The sequence below is a fragment of the Enterococcus sp. AMC1623 genome, assembly GCF_058216495.1.
Genome location: NZ_CM177096.1, coordinates 2,112,100 through 2,129,758 on the forward strand (window position 1 = coordinate 2,112,100; position 17,659 = coordinate 2,129,758).

General features: G+C 35.5%; 17 protein-coding genes. 4 read left to right on the top strand and 13 right to left on the bottom strand.

The window, feature by feature from the left end:
* Positions 1–67 precede the first annotated feature (67 nt).
* Genes AC4BC7_RS10255 through AC4BC7_RS10265 form a run of 3 tightly spaced genes read right to left on the bottom strand, consistent with a single transcriptional unit; the run spans position 68 to position 4,331 of the window.
* A complete protein-coding gene (locus AC4BC7_RS10255) occupies positions 68–1,945 on the bottom strand; it encodes an ABC transporter ATP-binding protein (RefSeq protein WP_490502793.1) in 1,878 nt (625 codons plus the stop codon).
* Entirely contained in the window at positions 1,942–3,669 is a 1,728-nt protein-coding gene (locus AC4BC7_RS10260; RefSeq protein WP_207871649.1) for an ABC transporter ATP-binding protein, read from the bottom strand. The genes AC4BC7_RS10255 and AC4BC7_RS10260 overlap by 4 nt, the downstream gene beginning before the upstream one ends.
* Positions 3,666–4,331, bottom strand: a complete 666-nt coding sequence (locus AC4BC7_RS10265) for a TetR/AcrR family transcriptional regulator (RefSeq protein WP_207871650.1) — start codon at positions 4,329–4,331, stop codon at positions 3,666–3,668. The genes AC4BC7_RS10260 and AC4BC7_RS10265 overlap by 4 nt, the downstream gene beginning before the upstream one ends.
* Positions 4,332–4,539: 208 nt before the next feature.
* On the opposite strand from AC4BC7_RS10265, the gene AC4BC7_RS10270 reads away from it, so the two are divergent.
* Positions 4,540–4,908, top strand: a complete 369-nt coding sequence (locus AC4BC7_RS10270) for a hypothetical protein (RefSeq protein ID WP_490502794.1) — start codon at positions 4,540–4,542, stop codon at positions 4,906–4,908.
* A gap of 114 nt (positions 4,909–5,022) precedes the next feature.
* Here the strand turns inward: AC4BC7_RS10270 and AC4BC7_RS10275 are convergent, their stop codons facing one another.
* Positions 5,023–5,868 carry an alpha/beta hydrolase gene (locus tag AC4BC7_RS10275; RefSeq protein ID WP_490502795.1) on the bottom strand — a complete coding sequence of 282 codons (846 nt, stop codon included), beginning with the start codon at positions 5,866–5,868 and terminating at the stop codon, positions 5,023–5,025.
* A gap of 587 nt (positions 5,869–6,455) precedes the next feature.
* On the opposite strand from AC4BC7_RS10275, the gene AC4BC7_RS10280 reads away from it, so the two are divergent.
* Positions 6,456–7,019, top strand: coding sequence for a hypothetical protein (locus AC4BC7_RS10280; RefSeq protein WP_490502796.1), 564 nt, complete (start codon positions 6,456–6,458; stop codon positions 7,017–7,019).
* A complete protein-coding gene (locus tag AC4BC7_RS10285) occupies positions 7,016–7,336 on the top strand; it encodes an arsenic metallochaperone ArsD family protein (protein WP_207871653.1) in 321 nt (106 codons plus the stop codon). Before AC4BC7_RS10280 ends, AC4BC7_RS10285 begins: the two co-directional genes overlap by 4 nt.
* A 664-nt stretch (positions 7,337–8,000) precedes the next feature.
* Here the strand turns inward: AC4BC7_RS10285 and AC4BC7_RS10290 are convergent.
* The 7 genes from AC4BC7_RS10290 to AC4BC7_RS10320 all read right to left on the bottom strand — a co-directional run bounded on the left by AC4BC7_RS10290 (position 8,001) and on the right by AC4BC7_RS10320 (position 13,754).
* Positions 8,001–9,230 carry a zinc-binding dehydrogenase gene (locus AC4BC7_RS10290; protein WP_207871654.1) on the bottom strand — a complete coding sequence of 410 codons (1,230 nt, stop codon included), beginning with the start codon at positions 9,228–9,230 and terminating at the stop codon, positions 8,001–8,003.
* A gap of 27 nt (positions 9,231–9,257) precedes the next feature.
* Positions 9,258–10,103 carry a mannose/fructose/sorbose PTS transporter subunit IID gene (locus AC4BC7_RS10295; protein WP_207871655.1) on the bottom strand — a complete coding sequence of 282 codons (846 nt, stop codon included), beginning with the start codon at positions 10,101–10,103 and terminating at the stop codon, positions 9,258–9,260.
* A gap of 13 nt (positions 10,104–10,116) precedes the next feature.
* The gene (locus tag AC4BC7_RS10300; RefSeq protein ID WP_207871656.1) at positions 10,117–10,926 is read right to left on the bottom strand and encodes a PTS mannose/fructose/sorbose transporter subunit IIC; all 810 of its coding nucleotides are present in this window, start codon (positions 10,924–10,926) and stop codon (positions 10,117–10,119) included.
* 14 nt (positions 10,927–10,940) lie between these two features.
* Positions 10,941–11,429, bottom strand: coding sequence for a mannose/fructose/sorbose PTS transporter subunit IIB (locus AC4BC7_RS10305; RefSeq protein ID WP_207871657.1), 489 nt, complete (start codon positions 11,427–11,429; stop codon positions 10,941–10,943).
* Positions 11,429–11,842, bottom strand: coding sequence for a PTS sugar transporter subunit IIA (locus AC4BC7_RS10310; RefSeq protein WP_207871658.1), 414 nt, complete (start codon positions 11,840–11,842; stop codon positions 11,429–11,431). Before AC4BC7_RS10310 ends, AC4BC7_RS10305 begins: the two co-directional genes overlap by 1 nt.
* A 9-nt stretch (positions 11,843–11,851) precedes the next feature.
* Positions 11,852–12,652: an SDR family oxidoreductase gene (locus AC4BC7_RS10315; protein WP_207871659.1), complete on the bottom strand. Its 801-nt coding sequence runs from the start codon at positions 12,650–12,652 to the stop codon at positions 11,852–11,854.
* Between the two features lie 160 nt (positions 12,653–12,812).
* The gene (locus AC4BC7_RS10320; RefSeq protein ID WP_490502797.1) at positions 12,813–13,754 is read right to left on the bottom strand and encodes a sugar-binding transcriptional regulator; all 942 of its coding nucleotides are present in this window, start codon (positions 13,752–13,754) and stop codon (positions 12,813–12,815) included.
* Between the two features lie 193 nt (positions 13,755–13,947).
* Here AC4BC7_RS10320 and def point away from each other — a divergent pair, with 193 nt between their 5' ends.
* Positions 13,948–14,511: a peptide deformylase gene (gene def, locus AC4BC7_RS10325; RefSeq protein ID WP_207871661.1), complete on the top strand. Its 564-nt coding sequence runs from the start codon at positions 13,948–13,950 to the stop codon at positions 14,509–14,511.
* A 400-nt stretch (positions 14,512–14,911) separates the two neighbouring features.
* On the opposite strand, the gene AC4BC7_RS10330 is transcribed toward def, so the two are convergent.
* Both AC4BC7_RS10330 and AC4BC7_RS10335 read right to left on the bottom strand, forming a co-directional pair.
* Complete coding sequence (locus AC4BC7_RS10330; RefSeq protein ID WP_490502798.1) at positions 14,912–16,573, bottom strand: ABC transporter permease; 1,662 nt, start codon at positions 16,571–16,573, stop codon at positions 14,912–14,914.
* Entirely contained in the window at positions 16,574–17,656 is a 1,083-nt protein-coding gene (locus AC4BC7_RS10335) for an ABC transporter ATP-binding protein (protein WP_207871663.1), read from the bottom strand.
* Positions 17,657–17,659 lie beyond the last annotated feature (3 nt).

Here is a 17,659-nt window from a genome sequence, read left to right on the forward strand (position 1 = left end):
TTAAACTATTTGTCTATCAAGAAATAAAAAAACGATGCCTACTTCTTCTCGTAAGCATCGTTTTTCATTAAGCAACTTCTTCTGAAAATTGACTGTTATATAAATCAGCATAGAAACCATTTTTCGCCATTAAGCTATCATGATTTCCGGTTTCAATAATTGAACCTTGATTCATAACAATAATATTATCTGCATCACGAATCGTAGATAAACGATGGGCAACAACGAAACTTGTCCGATTTTCTAACAAACGATTCATCGCTTGTTGAATCAAAATTTCAGTACGAGTGTCAACACTAGATGTTGCTTCATCTAAAATTAACACATCTGGATTGGCAAGGAAAGCACGAGCAATCGTAATTAATTGACGTTGCCCTTGTGAAATATTACTAGCTTCTTCATTTAAAACCGTCTCATAACCATCTGGTAACTTCCGAACAAATTCATCCACATGTGCGGCTTTAGCGGCTGCGATAACTTGTTCTTTCGTCGCATGTTCATTTCCATAAAGGATGTTGTCATAAATGGTTCCTGTAAATAACCATGTGTCTTGCAAGACCATTGAGAAGTGATTTCGTAATTCATCACGAGTGTAATCGCGTGTATCTTTTCCTTCATAACGGATACTACCGCCAGACACATCATAGAATCGTTCCAACAAATTAATTAACGTTGTTTTTCCTGCGCCAGTTGGTCCAACAATCGCAACCATTTCACCTGCTTTAACGTCTAAATTAAAATCGGTCATCAATAACTTGTCTTCATTATAACCAAACTGAACATTTTCAAAGCGAACTTTGTAATCATTCTCTTCAATAGGAAGTAACGATGGTTCATTAATCATTTCTTCTTCGTCTAAGATTTCAAAGACACGTTCTGCTGAAGCAACTGTTGATTGGATGGTATTAATCAAGCTGGCAATTTGAGTGATTGGTTGTGAGAATTGATTGGTATATTGCAAGAAAGCTTGCACATCCCCTAAATTCATATTTCCATTCGCAACTTTAATCCCACCAAGTACAGCAACAAAGACGTAACCTAAATTTTTAACAAAGTTCATCAATGGCATAATCATGGCAGAAATAAATTGTGCTTTCCAACCAGCCTCGTATAATTTTTCGTTTTCAACTTCAAAAACTTCTTGATCGGCTTTTTCATGATTAAACGTTTTCACTACAGTATGACCACCATAAGTTTCTTCAACTTGGTCATTTAAAAGACCTAAACTCTTTTGTTGCGTAGCAAAATGTTTTTGTGATTTTGGTGCCACTAACATCACAACAATTAAACTTAAAGGGACTGTCGCTAAAGCAACTAACGTCAATTGCCAGCTAATGGTTAACATCATCCACAAAACCCCAATAAAGGTTACAATGCTGGTAACAAATTGCGTCAAGTTTTGTTGAAGGGTTCCGGCAATATTATCCATATCATTAATCGCACGTGACATAATGTCCCCGTTACTATGTGTATCGTAATACGAAATAGGTAAACGACTCATCTTCTCATCTAAATCACGACGCATTTCATAAACCGTGCGTTGTGACACATGCGTCATAATGAATTGTTGGAAGAAATTGAAGATAGCGGAAATAATATACATCCCGATAACAATTAGAATGATTTCTCCAATTTTATCAAAATCAATTGGAAAACTGCTAATTTGTTCTCCCAGCTTGATTTGCTTCATACCTGCCATCACACCGTTAAAGATTTCCGTAGTTGCTTGACCAAGAACTTTCGGTGTTTGAATTTGGAAAACAACAGCAGCAATCGCTAAAACAAAGACAAGGATAATCGCATAAGAACGTTTTGACATGTATCGGAAAAGACGTTTCGTTGTGCCCCAAAAATTATTCGCTTTTTGCGGTTTCATTCCCATGCCATGCCCTGGACCACCACTTCCAGGTCCACCATGTGTTGATTGTGTTTTTTCTTTACTCATGCTAAATCCTCCTCTCTTAGTTGTGAATGTACGATTTCTTGGTACGTTGCATTATCAGCAAGTAATTCCTCATGGGTTCCTTGCCCAACAACTTTTCCTTCATCTAAAACCAAAATAATATCTGCATCCATCACGGTACTTACACGTTGTGCCACGATAACCATAATTCCTTCAGTCATCGATTTTTTTAGAGCACCGCGTAAATTAGCGTCAGTTTTAAAGTCTAGAGCAGAGAATGAATCATCAAAAACATAGATATCTGATTCTTTAATCAAAGCACGAGCAATCGCTAAGCGTTGACGTTGACCGCCAGAAAAATTGCCACCACCTTGTTCCACACGACTTTCTAAGCCATCTGCTAAACCTTCAACAAAATCTTTAGCTTGTGCAATTTCTAAGGCACGCCAAATTTCTTCATCGGTAGCCTCTGGTCGTCCGTAACACATATTTTCTCGAATGGTTCCTGAAAACAACACAGCCTTTTGAGGAACAAAACCAATCACTTCACGTAAATCATGTTGAGTTACTTTTGAAATATCTTGATTATTTAAGCGAATGACACCAGATTCGACATCATACAAACGTGGTAATAAATTAACTAAGGTGGTTTTCCCAGAACCCGTTCCACCAATAATGGCAACTGTTTGTCCTGAATCAACTGAAAAATTGACATCTTTTAAGGCTAATTTTTCAGCACCCGGAAAACGATAGCTTACATGATCAAAAGCTAAGGTTGCTTGACTACCTTGGCGTGAAATTGTCGCAGGATTTTGAATGTCGACAATTTCATCTGGTTCTTCTAAAATTTCATTGATACGTTCTGCTGAAGCTTGTGCACGAGGAACCATGACAAAAATCATAGATAACATCATAAAGCTAATTAAAATCTGCATTGCATAGGTCATAAAGGCAATCAAATTCCCAACTTCTAAAGTCATATCTGCAATATAATGACCACCAAACCAAGTAATCGCAACATTGGTACCACTCATAATCAACGTCATCAAAGGCATCATTAAAGCCACAATTGTGTTTACTTTAATCGCTGTTTGTGTGTAATCTTTATTCGCATCATCAAATCGTTTTTCTTCATACGCAGTTTTGTTAAAAGCACGGATGACTCGAACACCTGTCAACCCTTCACGAAACACCAAATTTAAACGGTCTGTTTTCTTTTGCATACTCTTAAATAACGGTACCGCAAAATACATAATTCCGCCAATTGCGACGATAATAATTGGAATGACCACTAAGAAAATTTTTGTTAATTGTGGATCTTTAGAATACGCTAAAAAACTCGCCCCAATTAAAGTAATAGGTGCATTAATCATCATACGTAAGAACATTTGCGTAACCATTTGAATTTGGTTAACGTCATTGGTTGTACGTGTAATTAATGACGCTGTTCCATATTTATCAAAGGTACGTGTAGACGCATTTTCTACTTTGTTGTAAATATCCGTACGCAATTCTTTCCCTAATTTTTGTGATTCTCTGGTAGCAAAAAAAGTATTACCTACAGCTGCAATAATACTAATTAATGAAAAGCCCACCATGAACATCCCCGTTTGCCAGATATAATCAATATCACCGACTGCAACACCTTTATCAATAATATTCGAAGTAAGGGTTGGTAAATACAAATCAGCAATAACTTGAACAACCATAAAAATGACTGCCATTAATGCGGATATCCAAGAAATTCGTTTCCAAATTTTAATCATTCAGTCTTCTCCTTTCGTGCGCCATTTTTCAACCAGCTTATTTTGCTTTCAAAATTCTGATTGATTTGCTCAATGTCATAGGAACCGTCGATTAATATGCGACGATAGCCATCTGCAATTGTTGTAAAAACGGTATGCATTAATAATTGTAATAGTAAATGTAATTCATGATTGTCGCTCACCTTTAAGTTTGAGCAGTCAATCGCATCTATCAACACTTTCTGATGCTTTTTGCGTTCCATTTTTTTATCATGGCAGGATTCAGCATTCTTTTCTAGATGCGGAGCAACGCGACGGAAACCATGATAATCCATATTCGTAAAGACATTTTTGTAAAACAAGGCATGGTCGCCAATAAAAATTTCGGGCACAATACGTTTAAAATACTCTTCGAAACCTTGAAATAAATCACCGTTCGCTTGTTGAATTGATGAAACTAAGTAACGATGGCTGTCCTGTTGAACTGTTTGAAAATAGTAGTAATACAAATCTTCTTTATCTTTAAAATATTGATAAAAACTGCCTCTAGGAATTTCAGCATCCTTGATAACATTAGCAATAGACGCTTCTTTCAAAGATGTTCTGGAAAATTCTTTTTTCGCTGCATCTAAAATACGTCGTTGCTTTTCTTTGGGTAAATTAAAAAATGTCTCAGTTGGCATCTTCTTCCCCTCCTCATTATTATTTATGACACGATGTCATATGACACTGTGTCATTATACACTCAAATTGTAAACTTGCAAGAAAAAAGTTTTGAAAAAAGTATGAACAATCAACGTTCACGCACAAAATAGCGACGTTTAGGACAAAAATCTATGTTAGATAGGAATTTGTGCTACTCTGATAAAAAAAGATGAGGTGACGAAAAGTATGAAAAAAAAATGGGTTGATTTAGGTTATCATATCTGCAAAATTTGTTTATATATATCACTTATATTGATAGTTATTAATTTTTTCTTCCAAGAATCGGCAATAACTATGGATAGTTATAATCTGGCACTATTCATTGGTTTGCTCATCACTACCAACAGATTTTTTGAAAACAAATTTAAGTTGTGGCAAGCATTGCTCATTTATTTTGTCATCGTCTTACCGATTGACCGGTTTTTACGTTGGTGTAATCTAGAAACACTTCGTATTAGTTATTCCACTTTCTTGTGGGTGCTTGCCTGCGAAGGAATCCTTGTTGGTATATTCTTTTTGATGCAGCGTTTTCTGCAAAAGAAAGAAAGCGTATAAAAAAATAACGTGTTCATCCGAATGTTGGATGAACGCGCTATTCTTTGTGAAAAATTGAAAACTATTTACCTAAATATTTTGTAAAGAACTCATCTAATTTTTCAACAGCAGGTTCTACTGCTTTTGGTTGATCATATAAATCGTAATGACTGATACCTGGTAATACCCTAATATCTTTTTCTGTTGATGCTGCACGTGTATAAACTTCAAATCCATTACGATATGAAGCAAATCCACCAACTTTATCTCCAACAAGATATTTGCATCAAAACCTAAAATTGCTGCATAGTTCGTAAATGGTACTAGGTTTGATGAGAATGGGCAGTACCCTCGATCTGTACGATAATAATCTACCGCTTCTACAAAATCAATATCTGTCATACCTGCTGCTTTTAATTCTTCTGGTGAATTTGGAATCCAGTTTACTTCCTGTACTTCTACGCCACGAGCTTCAGCTGTACGTTGTTGAGCAATTTGTTCTAACATGCCAAGTAAGTTAGCTTCTGATCCAAATGCGCCACGGAATGTTGCTCCAACATTTGCCGGTGCAATCCCAGCAACTGCTTTAATACGACGTTCTGTTTTCGCTGCATGAATCGTGTATCCACCACCTGCACAGATACCTGCCGCACCAATACGATTTTCATCTACATAATCTAATGTCACTAAATAATCAATCGCGCGACTAATATCTTCTGTACGTACTGCTGGATCCTCTGTATTACGAGGCTCACCTTCATTACGTCCTTGATAACTTGCATCAAAAGTAATTGTTACAAAACCTTTTTCTGCTAATTTTTCTGCATATAAACCAGATGTTTGTTCGCCCACACTACTAGTTGGATGAGTAACTACAATAGCTGGATATTTGTTAGAAGAATCAAAGTTTTCTGGGAAAAATAAATCTCCTACAATATTAAAGTGACGTCCTTTGAAAGTAACCGTTTCTTTTTTTGTCATATTTTTTCTCTCCTAATCTTTTAAATACACTTTAGTACTTTTGTTTACACGTGTATAATAACTTAAAAGACAGGAATATATTAATACCCACATTTTAAATAAAGAGAACTAATACTCACTTTGTAAAAATTGGTCATAAATTTTTATAAACACTTGATAGGAAGTGTTATCTTATGAAAAAAGTGTTTTTGGGGATTTTGTTGACAACTGTTGGAGTAGTTTCTGTTGGTTTATTTGCTGATGAGGTTAAGACAGATGAGGCTGTGTTTACTCAAGTAGTTCTCGGCTAGACTTGGTGTTTATGATTTCTGATTTTCATCAAGTTCATTTTAAAAGACTCACATTTTCTATTTCATTGACGGAATCATGCACGTTTGCTACTAGATAATCGTTGTAATATAATTGATCAAGAAAAAAGCTCATCAATTCACTTTTTTGTAAAATATCCGGAAATTCTTAATATTTTGAACGTTCAGGCATTAATTTGCTACGGTTAGGACATTTTTGATTATAGTAAAGAGTTCTATGATATATTAGCTTTGTATCAAAAAAATATTATACGAGGAGAAGCTACGAGGAGAAGCTATATGAAAGAAAAAATGAGTAAATTGGTAAAATTTTTGGGTGCTGTATTCTTGGTGGTAGGAGTAAGTCTGATTTTTGGGGATAAAGTTTTAGCAGATTCAACAGATGAAGTCACAAATGATAGCACTAATATTGTTGATTTTGATAGCCTTACAAAAAATGAACAAGATTATTTTTTATCTAAAGGATTTACAGAAAATGATATATTCTTTTCGGAAAAAGTATATCAAACCCCTGATTCATCAAATACAGGGGAAGTACAACCTTATGGAGTAAATGCATTGACTTTAACTGAAGCTACCCAGACCGTAACTAGTACTATGGGAAGAACGGAATACATTTTAGGAAGTACTAATTCTATGTTAATAAGTTTTAATATGCAACTTCGTTTGGGAAATGCTCAAACATACAATAGTGCTGTGAATGCATCTAACGTATATATATATGGTGGTGGAATGTATTGTCCAAGAAAGTATCATACAGTAAAATTAACTGCTCAGGTGTTAAATGGTTTTGGTTATGGCACAGTTAGCTGTACGGCTGGAGGGTTGACTTTAGGTTCATGAAAATAGAATATTTTTTACCTGTGGATTGTAATTCTGATGAACTTGAAGGTTTTAAGGCTATTCATAATAATGATAACCTCAAAGAATTTTACAAAAAAAAAGAACATGAAACATTAGAAACCAAAATTTATAATTGGAGTAGAAGTGTTATACCGTTTCTAAAAGATTCTGAGGTGCTTAATACATTGCAACGAGAAGATTTAAAATGTTTACCTATAGTAAAAATAAATGGATCTATTTTTATTACACAAAGGGTATTAAGTTTAAATGAATTAAGTGACATTTTAGACATTGGTATTAGTATACAAAAAGATTAAATTTTATAAACAGGATATGGGATTAATCAATGAATTCATAGCCTGTTTTCTAAAATTTTTTATGATTGTGAAATTACTTTCCTTGTCAACTATCCAAAATCAATATGATCCAACATTGACTTATAACAATGTATTAGCAACAATGACGTTGCTAAAATATTATGTACACAAAGATATCAATCATATGGAATGGATCTCTAAAAAAAGAGGGTCAGAAACTTTTTTAAGTTTTTGACCCTCTTTTAAAGCTCTTTGAGTAACTTAATTGTCATTTTTCTTTTTAAATGACACGTTTTTTTTCGATAAATGACACAATTCGTTTACTTAACCATTATGAGACTTATTATAGCTGTTAACATCTAAAAAAATTTAATGTATTAATTGATAAAAAAGAAAACATTGAATTATCAATGCTTTCTTTTTTTGTGTTTAGCTTTGATATTGATTGAACTGAGCGCGCACACCCGTGACTTTAGTCGTGGGAGGTTCAGGATATAAGCTTCTATATTTTTACTGTATAAGAAAAACAAACAGAAACTGTCCCCAACAATTTAGGGAACAGACTCTTTTATTTATCACCACGCGTATTCTCAATTTTTTTGCACAATAATAATTTGAATATGTAGAAAAAACAGCCATTACCACAGAGTAATGACTGTTTTTCTTAAATTTCTGGTTGGGTCGTTAAGATGTACTCTTCTGCTTCTTTACTCCAAATTCCCTCTGTTTTGTCTAAAATCTTTTTTAGTTCATGTGTTTCTGGCAACTCACTTAGGTTCGTAAGTGCCATTGCCTTATGAGTATAGACTAATTTTTTCCCACCGCCAATTGTAGGTTGATTCAAAGTTGTTTCTGCTACTGAATCAAGACCTAACACATGAGTCACAATATTAGCTGCACGAATTTTCTGTTCTTCAATCAATTGGACTGCTTTTCGCATGTCTTCTGTATTTCCCCCAGAGGTTCCAACATAATGCATGAAAGAATAATGAACATCATAAAAATTCACTTCGGCAAAGAAATCTTTATTTTGAGGTCCCGCAAAGAAATTTAGACAACCATCGGGATTCATTAGTTTTGAACCGTCTGTAATTGCATCTGCAGCAGGTACCATGACAAATACATCATCATAGCCTTGGTTATTGATTGCTTCTTTTAGAATTGCTACCTGATTCTCTATTTCTCGCACGTTGATATAGGTCACTGTAATACCGTCTTGACTAGGATATAGTTTAGCAGCTCGATCTAATTTATCTTGATGACGATCTGTAATGACAATGTGCTTAGGTTTAATAGGTCCGTGCAACGCATAATCAATAGCCAACAGCCCCATTGGACCAGTACCACCCATAATCAATAAATTGCCTTCAGGTTTAATTCCCATTTTGTGTTCATACGAGCCTTCTATTAAATGATAATTTGCTTCAAACGCACCAATCACACAGGATAATGGTTCAACGAGTGATCCTTCAAAATAGGTGACACCCTTATAAGGGATTAAGCAATCTTGCTCCATTACATCCTTGGAAATAACAATGTAGGTGGCATCTCCACCTGTATATGGATAGGAATAACCCGGACAATCTGGACGATCAGGCAATTGTAAATTTGCCTGAACGACATAGCGCTCACCTACTTGATAGTGATCTGCCCATTTAGCCCCCACCTCTATAATCTCCCCACAGAATTCATGACCAATAATAATTGGGTTTGTAGCAACATCATCTGGCGCTTTTTTATGGTCCGCTCCTTGATTGGCTAGTTTCCAAGTAGACATACAAATGCTATCGGTCACTACCGAAGCTAAAATCTCATCTTCTTGAATAGGAGGTAATTCAAATTCTTCTAATCGTAAATCATTTTTACCGTATAAGCGAACTGCTTTTGTTTTCATTCTAAAATCTCCTTTATGTTGCGTTGTTTAGCCTAAAATGCCAAATGCGTAACCAGCAATTCCGACAGCAAACAAAGCAAATATTAAAACAATTGGACTCACTTTTTTCTTCAATAGGCGCATCATTAATAGTGTCAAACCTAATGCTAGCAAGCCTGGTACTAAATCATCTAGAATATTTTGAACAGTAGTTACCACTTCTTGCCCATCTGGTCCCGTTGTTCTTGAGACCACTAAAGGTACGTTAATAGTGGTCCACTTAGTTACTAAAACTCCCATGATAAATAGCCCTAAAATCGTGGCACCTTCTGTTAATTTTTGTAATAAATTTCCAGATAAATCAGAAACGATATCCAATCCTTTTTTCAGTCCATAAGTTAATCCAAACCATTTCAATGCTAAACGAACGGCATTAAAAGCAATAAAAAATAATAATGGTCCCATAACGTTGCCGGTTAATGCAATCGATGCTCCTAAAGCCGCAGTAATTGGACGTAATGTTCCCCAAATTAAAGGATCCCCTACACCTGCAAGCGGCCCCATTAAACCAACTTTCAGACTATTAATCGTTCCTTCTTCAATATCTGCTCCGCCTGCTCTCGCTTCTTCCATTGCCATGGTCACACCAATAACTGGACCACACATACCTGGTGTCACATTAAAAAAAGTCAAATGACGTTTTAACGCTTCAGCCTGTTCTTCTTTTGTTTCATACACACGCTGAATTGTCGGAATCATATCCACACAAAAAGCTAAAGCATGAATTCGTTCATAGTTAAACGATGCTTGTTGAAAATTTGAATAAACAAACGTACGAATTAAGTCTTGCTTTGTAATTTTAGACTGAATTGTTACTTGGTTCGTATTTTCCATGATTTTCTCTCCTTTAGTCTTCTAGTTCATCATCTAAATCATCGTAGACATTCATAGCTGGTTGATTGACAACCGCTGCTTGTTTATTGAAATTGGGATTTAATTGGACATATAACATCGCCATAATTAAACCGATAATCCCGAATGATAATAAACTAAAATCTAAGTAACCACCTAAAACAAACCCTAGGAAGAAGAAGGGCATCAAATATTTGATACTCATCATATTCAAGACCATCGCATAACCGACAACGACAATGAAACCACCGGCGACAGCTAACCCACCTGTCACCACATCAGGTATCGCTGCTAACATGCTTTCAACCATTTCCGCACTTACAAATGCTGCAACAATCGTCGTCGGAATCGCCACACGCATTGCCTGCATTAACAATGCGCTAAAGTGAAGCAAAATAATACGTTTGAAGTTAGCTTTCTCTGCTTCTTTATCTGCCGCATGTTGAAAGGCAACTGTTAGTGTGCGAACAAATACGGTTAATACTTGTCCAGCTGCTGCAACTGGTAAGGCTACTGCAATCCCATTTTGAATACTTTGGCTTCCAACAATTACCAAAATTGTAGAAATCGTGCTAGCCAAAGCCGAATCAGGTGATTGTGCAGCGCCAATATTCATCCAGCCTAAAGCAATTAATTCGAGTGTTCCCCCGAGAATAACTCCCGTTGTCAAATCGCCTAAAATCAAGCCCATCACTGTACATGCAATAATAGGTCGATGGGTTTGAAATTCATCTAATACACTACCCATTCCAGCAATACTTGAAAATAAAAAGATTAAAATGATCTGAATCATCGATAATTCCATTGGTGTTCCTCCTTTTAAAAGCTTGCTTCTTTTAGTTTTGCTTCAAAGTCGCCTTTAGTATCCGTTGCGACAACACGCAAATCTAATTCCACACCCAACTCGGCTAATTTTCTAAATGCTATAACATCTTTTTCATCAACAGATACTGCTTTAGTCACTTGTTTCTTCCCTGTTTTGTATTGCATGCCACCGATATTGATTGATTGAATAGGTACACCCTTTTGAATTATTTCAACTACTTCAGTTGGATTCGTAAATAAATAAAAGACGGTTTCATTCGCATATTTAGGATTGTTGTACACACGAACTGCTTTATCTACATCAATAATATTTGCTTTAATTCCTGGAGGAGCTGCTTGCTTCACTAAGGTTTTACGAATTTGATCCTCAGAAACTTCTTTACTTACGACAATAATTCGTTGCGCACCTGCTTCTTTTGCCCAAACGGTGGCTACTTGACCATGAATTAAACGGTCATCAATTCTTGCTAATCGAATATGCATTATAGTTCCTCCTCGTCCTCTTCTTCAATTACAAATGTCCGCACAGTATCACACGCAATTTCTTGTAAATAATCTGCTACTGCCCGAGCATTTCGGTCTGCGTAAACGGTAGCTGTTTCTAATACCAAAGGCAAGGACATGCCCGATATAACTTCAATTTGTTTTTCGGGATATTCCATCGCTAGTCCACAGCTCGCGTTAAATGGTGTTCCTCCAAATAAATCTGCTAAAATAATGACGGACTCGTCCGTTTGATTTAAAACAGTTTGTAATTTTTCTTTTAATGAATCAAACCCATCTTCTTTTAAAAATTCTACTGTTTGAAAATCAGCTAATTCTCCAAAAATCATTTCTGCTGAATTTTTCATTTCATTTGCTAATTTTCCATGTGCAACCAAAACGACACTTGACATTTTTTTCACCTATCCTCTCGTTTTACCACCTGCAACATTCACTGTAACTCCTGAAATATAACTTGAACGTTCAGATAAGAAATACGCAACTAAATCAGCAACTTCTGCTAACTTACCGCTACGACCTAAAGGAATCGTACTTGTTTGACTATAGCCTGCACGTAACTCTTCAACAGTTTTTCCACGAGTATAAGCAAGAGCTTCTTCATAAGCTAACGTTCGCAAACCAGTTTCTTCCATAATTCCTGGTGCGATACCAATAACACGAATTCCTTTTTTGCCTAACTCTTTGGCCCATGAACGAGTATAACTATTTACCGCAGCTTTTGTGGCAGCATAGGCGCTTTGTCCTTCCGATCCCTCTAACCCACTTTCAGAAGACATATTAATAATTACACCATGACCTTGCGCGACTAATTTGCGTCCAACAGCTTGGCTCATTAAGTACAGTCCTTTTTGATTTACATTAATAATTTTGTCAAATAGCTTATCGTTAATTTCAAATTTGCCATTTTCAACTTGTTTTTCATCAACTAATAATGCTGGAATATTAATTCCTGCATTATTGACCACTCCGTCAATTTTTCCGAAATGATTGAGTGCTGTTGCTACCGCAGCTTCAACAGATTCTCGTGAAGTGACGTCAGTTTGTACAAATACTAAATTTTCATGCTTAAAAGCCCCTTCGCTTAAATCTGCATTCACCACATTTACTTGTAATAGACAAAGTTCCTTAACAATCGCATCACCAATCCCTGATGAACCTCCTGTGACAATGACTGTTTTCCCTTCAATATTTAACCAACTCATGCTACCTCTCCTAACATTTGTGAAATATTTTTAACATTTGTTATAACTAGATAGTAAACGTTACCAAAATAATTGTCAACACTTTTTAACATTATTGATTAAATAATCACATTTGTTAAAAATATATAAAAAAAAGAGGACATCATTATCCTCTTCCTGTTTATTTTAAAATAGCTTCTGCTGTCTCTTGTGTTGTCACCAGTACATTCATATATTTCCCACGTAAAGCACCACGAATGGCAGAAACTTTCTCTAGTGATTCTGCTACAGCAATTCGATAATTAACTTTTTTTAATTCTTCCAGAGTAATACCAATTAGACGCTCATCTAATTTACTAGAAATATGTTGCCCCTGAGCATTGTAAAAATGTGATATCACATCGCCCACCACTTGATCTTCCAATCCTTCTAAAATATTATCATCATAAAACAGTTTCCAACGTGTACTGTCTTTCATCTGTGGGCTACCAATTCCAAAAATGGCAATAGACAGCTTTTGCCACAACTGAACTAGCTCTTGATTAAATTGATTGGCCATCAAGGCTTCTTTTAATTCTTTTGTTTCAGGAAAGGCTGGGGAATCAATTAATACAGCCTTACTTTTTAATTTTTTAGAAGCTTCAAAAGTAATCGTATTGACATGATATTCTCCAATTAAGCGTCCAGAAGGCCCCCCGATTAATGGAATACACATTAAATTATTTTTCTCAGTTTCTTGCAGTTCTGCAGCAACCATCGACATTGCTTGTCCCCATGAAAAGCCAATTGTCATCTCCTCTTCTAAAATTGTTTGAAGGTATTTATTTGCCGCTGCTCCTAACAACTGTAATTTTTGCTCCGATTGAATATCAATAGCCGTAGGTACGACAATTGCTTTTTTTAAACTAAACGTCTCTTCCAATTCTTTTTCTAACGAATAAGTTCCTGCTAAATCATAATTAATAGTAATCGTCACAATTCCTTCTTCTCGTGATTTTTTAAGTAGACGACTAATCGTACTACGATGAATATTCAATTCTTTTGAAATTTGACTTTGATTCTTATCCTCTTGATAATACATTTGGGCAATTTGGACTAATAATTTATCCTCCACATGCTTCATACTACATCTCCCCTTTTTCGATATTTCTTGCCCCAACAATACCATAAATCTCTCTTTTTACAAATAACGTTACTTAAAAATCAATTTTGTGATTTGTAAACATTTGCTACACGCCCTTCTTGATTTTATGTTAAACTAAAGGGCGGACCAAAAAACTTACATATGAATTTATACTTGAGAGGAGACATCATCAATGATTACAATGGATGATATTATTCGTGAAGGACATCCTACTTTACGAAAAGTTGCTGAAGAAGTCTCTTTTCCTTTGAGTGAAGAAGATCGTCAATTAGGAAAAGATATGATGGAATTTTTAGAAAATAGCCAAGACCCAGTGAAAGCTGAAGAACTAGATTTACGTGGAGGCGTTGGATTAGCTGCGCCACAAGTCGACGTTTCTAAAAGAATGGCAGCCGTTTTAGTGCCTAGTTCTGACCCTGAACGTGAAGAACCTGATTTTCAAGCGGTATTATATAACCCAAAAATTATGAGTCATTCTGTGCAAGAAGCTTGTCTAGCAGATGGCGAAGGTTGCTTGTCTGTGGATCGTGAAGTACCTGGGTATGTTCCTCGTCCCGCACGAGTAACATTAACTTACTTTAATGAAGATGGTGAACAACAAAAAGTTCGTTTAAAAAATTATACAGCCATCGTTGTTCAACATGAAATCGACCATCTAAATGGCGTGATGTTTTATGACCACATTAATGCCAAAAATCCATTCGCCTTAAAAGAAGGCATTTTAGTGATTGAATAAACCACAAACGCATAGAAATTTGTGGCTATATGCATAGAACAGCTACACTTGTTTATAAGAAAACCTTGGGAGGATAAAAGCATCTTCCCAAGGTTTTCTTATTTTTAATTTATTTCATCGCTCTTTCAAGTATACACAAAAGATAGATTAACTGTACTCAAACGGTACAAAAATCGGTTTGCTAGATTTCACCCCATAAATTACAAATTTCCCCTGTGACAACTAGCGAAATAGTTTATCGTTAAAAACACAACAAAGCAACGTAAAAGAGTTTGTCCTAACAGAAATATGCATACGATTGCTGTCAGGGTATACGGTGAACGTTTCAAAAAATAATTGATCGTTTTTAAACATTAAAAGACTCTCTAAAATCCAGAGAGTCTCTACTATTGATACAAATTTACAATGTAATACTATCGCTTTTAGATATTTTCATAAATAAAAGTATGGAAGCAACTGTTAGTATCATTAAAATAGTAGATAATGCTGCTGCAATGCCATAGTTACCACGTAGCACTTCTGTATAAATTGCGACAGTCATCGTTTTTGTTCGGACGTTATACAATAAAATAGAAGTCGATAATTCAGAAATCATTGTAACCCAAGACAAAATCGCACCTGAGACAATTCCTGGCATCATCATTGGAACAGTAATCTTAAAAAAGGTATTTAGACGACTGCTTCCTAAACTTTCGGCTGCTTCTTCAATACTTGGAGAAACCTGACTCAAAGAAGCAATTGACGAACGAATGGTGTAAGGCAAACGGCGAATCGCTAATGATACAATCATAATAAAAGCTGTACCTGTAATAGAAAGAAATCCTGTGCCTCCAATACCTGTATTAAATGCTGTAATAAAAGCGATACCCATGACGGTTCCAGGAACAATATATGGAATCATACTCAATGTATCAATTACCGTGGTAAAAATATTTCGCTTACGAACTGCTAAATAAGAAATAAAGATAGCAAACAATACAACCACTACTAAAGCAAGCAAAGGAATACGAATGGTATTTAAAATTGATGACCCCATTCGATTGAATGCTTCACGATAGCTATTCAGTGAATACCCTGGTACGAAGACCATTCCTGAAGTTTTCAAGAAAGAGGTATATACAAGATACATTTGAGGTAACACTGCGATAAAAATAGAACCGTAGACAAACAGATAAATAAATATACGTTGAATCGTACCCACTTTCTTTGGCTCTATTGAATGTAAAGAATTCATACTGAAGCTGTGTTTATTTGCCACATAACGCTGGATTAAAAATATAGTCAAGGCTATCATGATGGCAATAATTGCTAAAGCAGATGCAAATGCTGCATCCCCACCAACTTCGCTAATAAACTCTGTATAGACTAATACTGGGAAAGTGCGATAGCCTTCTCCAATCAACATTGGTGTTCCAAAATCAGAAAATGCTCGCATAAATACTAGGAGCGCTGCTGCTAGTAATGTTGGTGTCAGCAAAGGCAAAATAACTTTAAAAATCCGATTCAACCCTCGCGAACCCATACTCTCTGCAGCTTCTAATACTGAATTATCAATACTCTTGAATGCACCCGCTACATATAAGAAAACTAACGGAAACAACTGTAAGGTAAATACTAGCACAATACCTGTAAATCCATAAATTTCAATTTGAGGAAACCCTAAAACATTCATTAAAAATTTTGTGATGACTCCGTTACGTCCTAGTAATAAAATCCAAGAATATGCGCCAACAAACGGTGCTGACATGGATGCAATAATAATCAAAATTTGCAAAAATTTCTTCCCTTTAAATTGATACATCGAGAAAAAATAAGCCAACGATGTGCCTAAAATGACTGAAAAAATCGTTCCCGTAATCGATACTTTAAAACTATTGAGAAGTGTATCTAAGAAATAGCTACGAGAAAAAAATGCTCTAAAATGTTCTAAAGAAAAAGAATTGTCTACAAATAAAGCTTGTCCTAAAATAGTAACAATCGGATACACTAAAAAAATCAAATAAGTAATAAAAATGATAAAGGAAGAACCTGTCCATATATTAATTTTTTTACGTTCATGCATTTAGCTCTCCTCCTCTAACAGATTTCGTGAGCCATCTTCATTGAAAACATTGATTTTTTTGATATTGATAGTCAATTTTACTTTGTCTCCTGTTCCCAAATCTTCCGTAAACGTTGATTCTTCACTTACTTGAATACGTGAAGCAAAAGGAATATCCATGTAATATTCTGTATTTAATCCTAGATAGATGCTGTCAATGATGGTCGCTTCAATTTCTCCATCTTCTGTACGAACAAATTCTTCTGGACGGATGCTCACTCTTACTTTTTGATTTTCTTTTTCATTTAGTGCAGGGAACATTAATTGATAGCCATTACTAAATTGTAGGAATGCTTGTCCTTCTTGATTAATCAATTCAGCTGGGATAATATTCGTACGTCCAATGAAAGTAGCTACAAATTCATTGTATGGTCGATGGTATAACTCTTTGGGTCTACCAATCTGCTGTATTTCTCCAGAATTCATTACAGCAATCTGATCAGAAATCGCCATCGCTTCTTCTTGATCATGGGTAACATATACAGTTGTAATTCCTACTTCATGTTGAATTTCACGAATAGCTTGACGCATATCGACACGCAGTTTTGCATCCAGATTACTCAATGGTTCATCCATCAATAATACATCTGGATTAACTGCTAACGCCCGTGCTAAAGCTACTCGCTGTTGTTGACCGCCACTTAGTTGTTCTGGTTTTCGGTCTTTAAATTGATCAATTTGCATCAGTTTTAAATACTTCTCTGTGTTTTTTTCTAACGTATTCGTATCGGCTTTTTTCTGTTTTAAACCGAAAGCTACATTATCTTTTACTGATAAATGTGGAAAAATTGCATAGTTTTGGAAAACCATTCCAATATTACGACGACTGGGCTCCATGTTATTAATTCTCTTGTCACCAAAATAAAAGTCGCCTCCTTCAATTGAATTAAAACCCGCAATCATCCTTAAAAGAGTGGTTTTTCCACATCCGGAAGGTCCTAATAGTGTAAATAATGACCCTTCTGGAATGTAAACATTTAAATTGTCAATCACTGTGATATCATTATATATTTTCTTCGCATGCTCGATTCTAATCTCACTCATTCA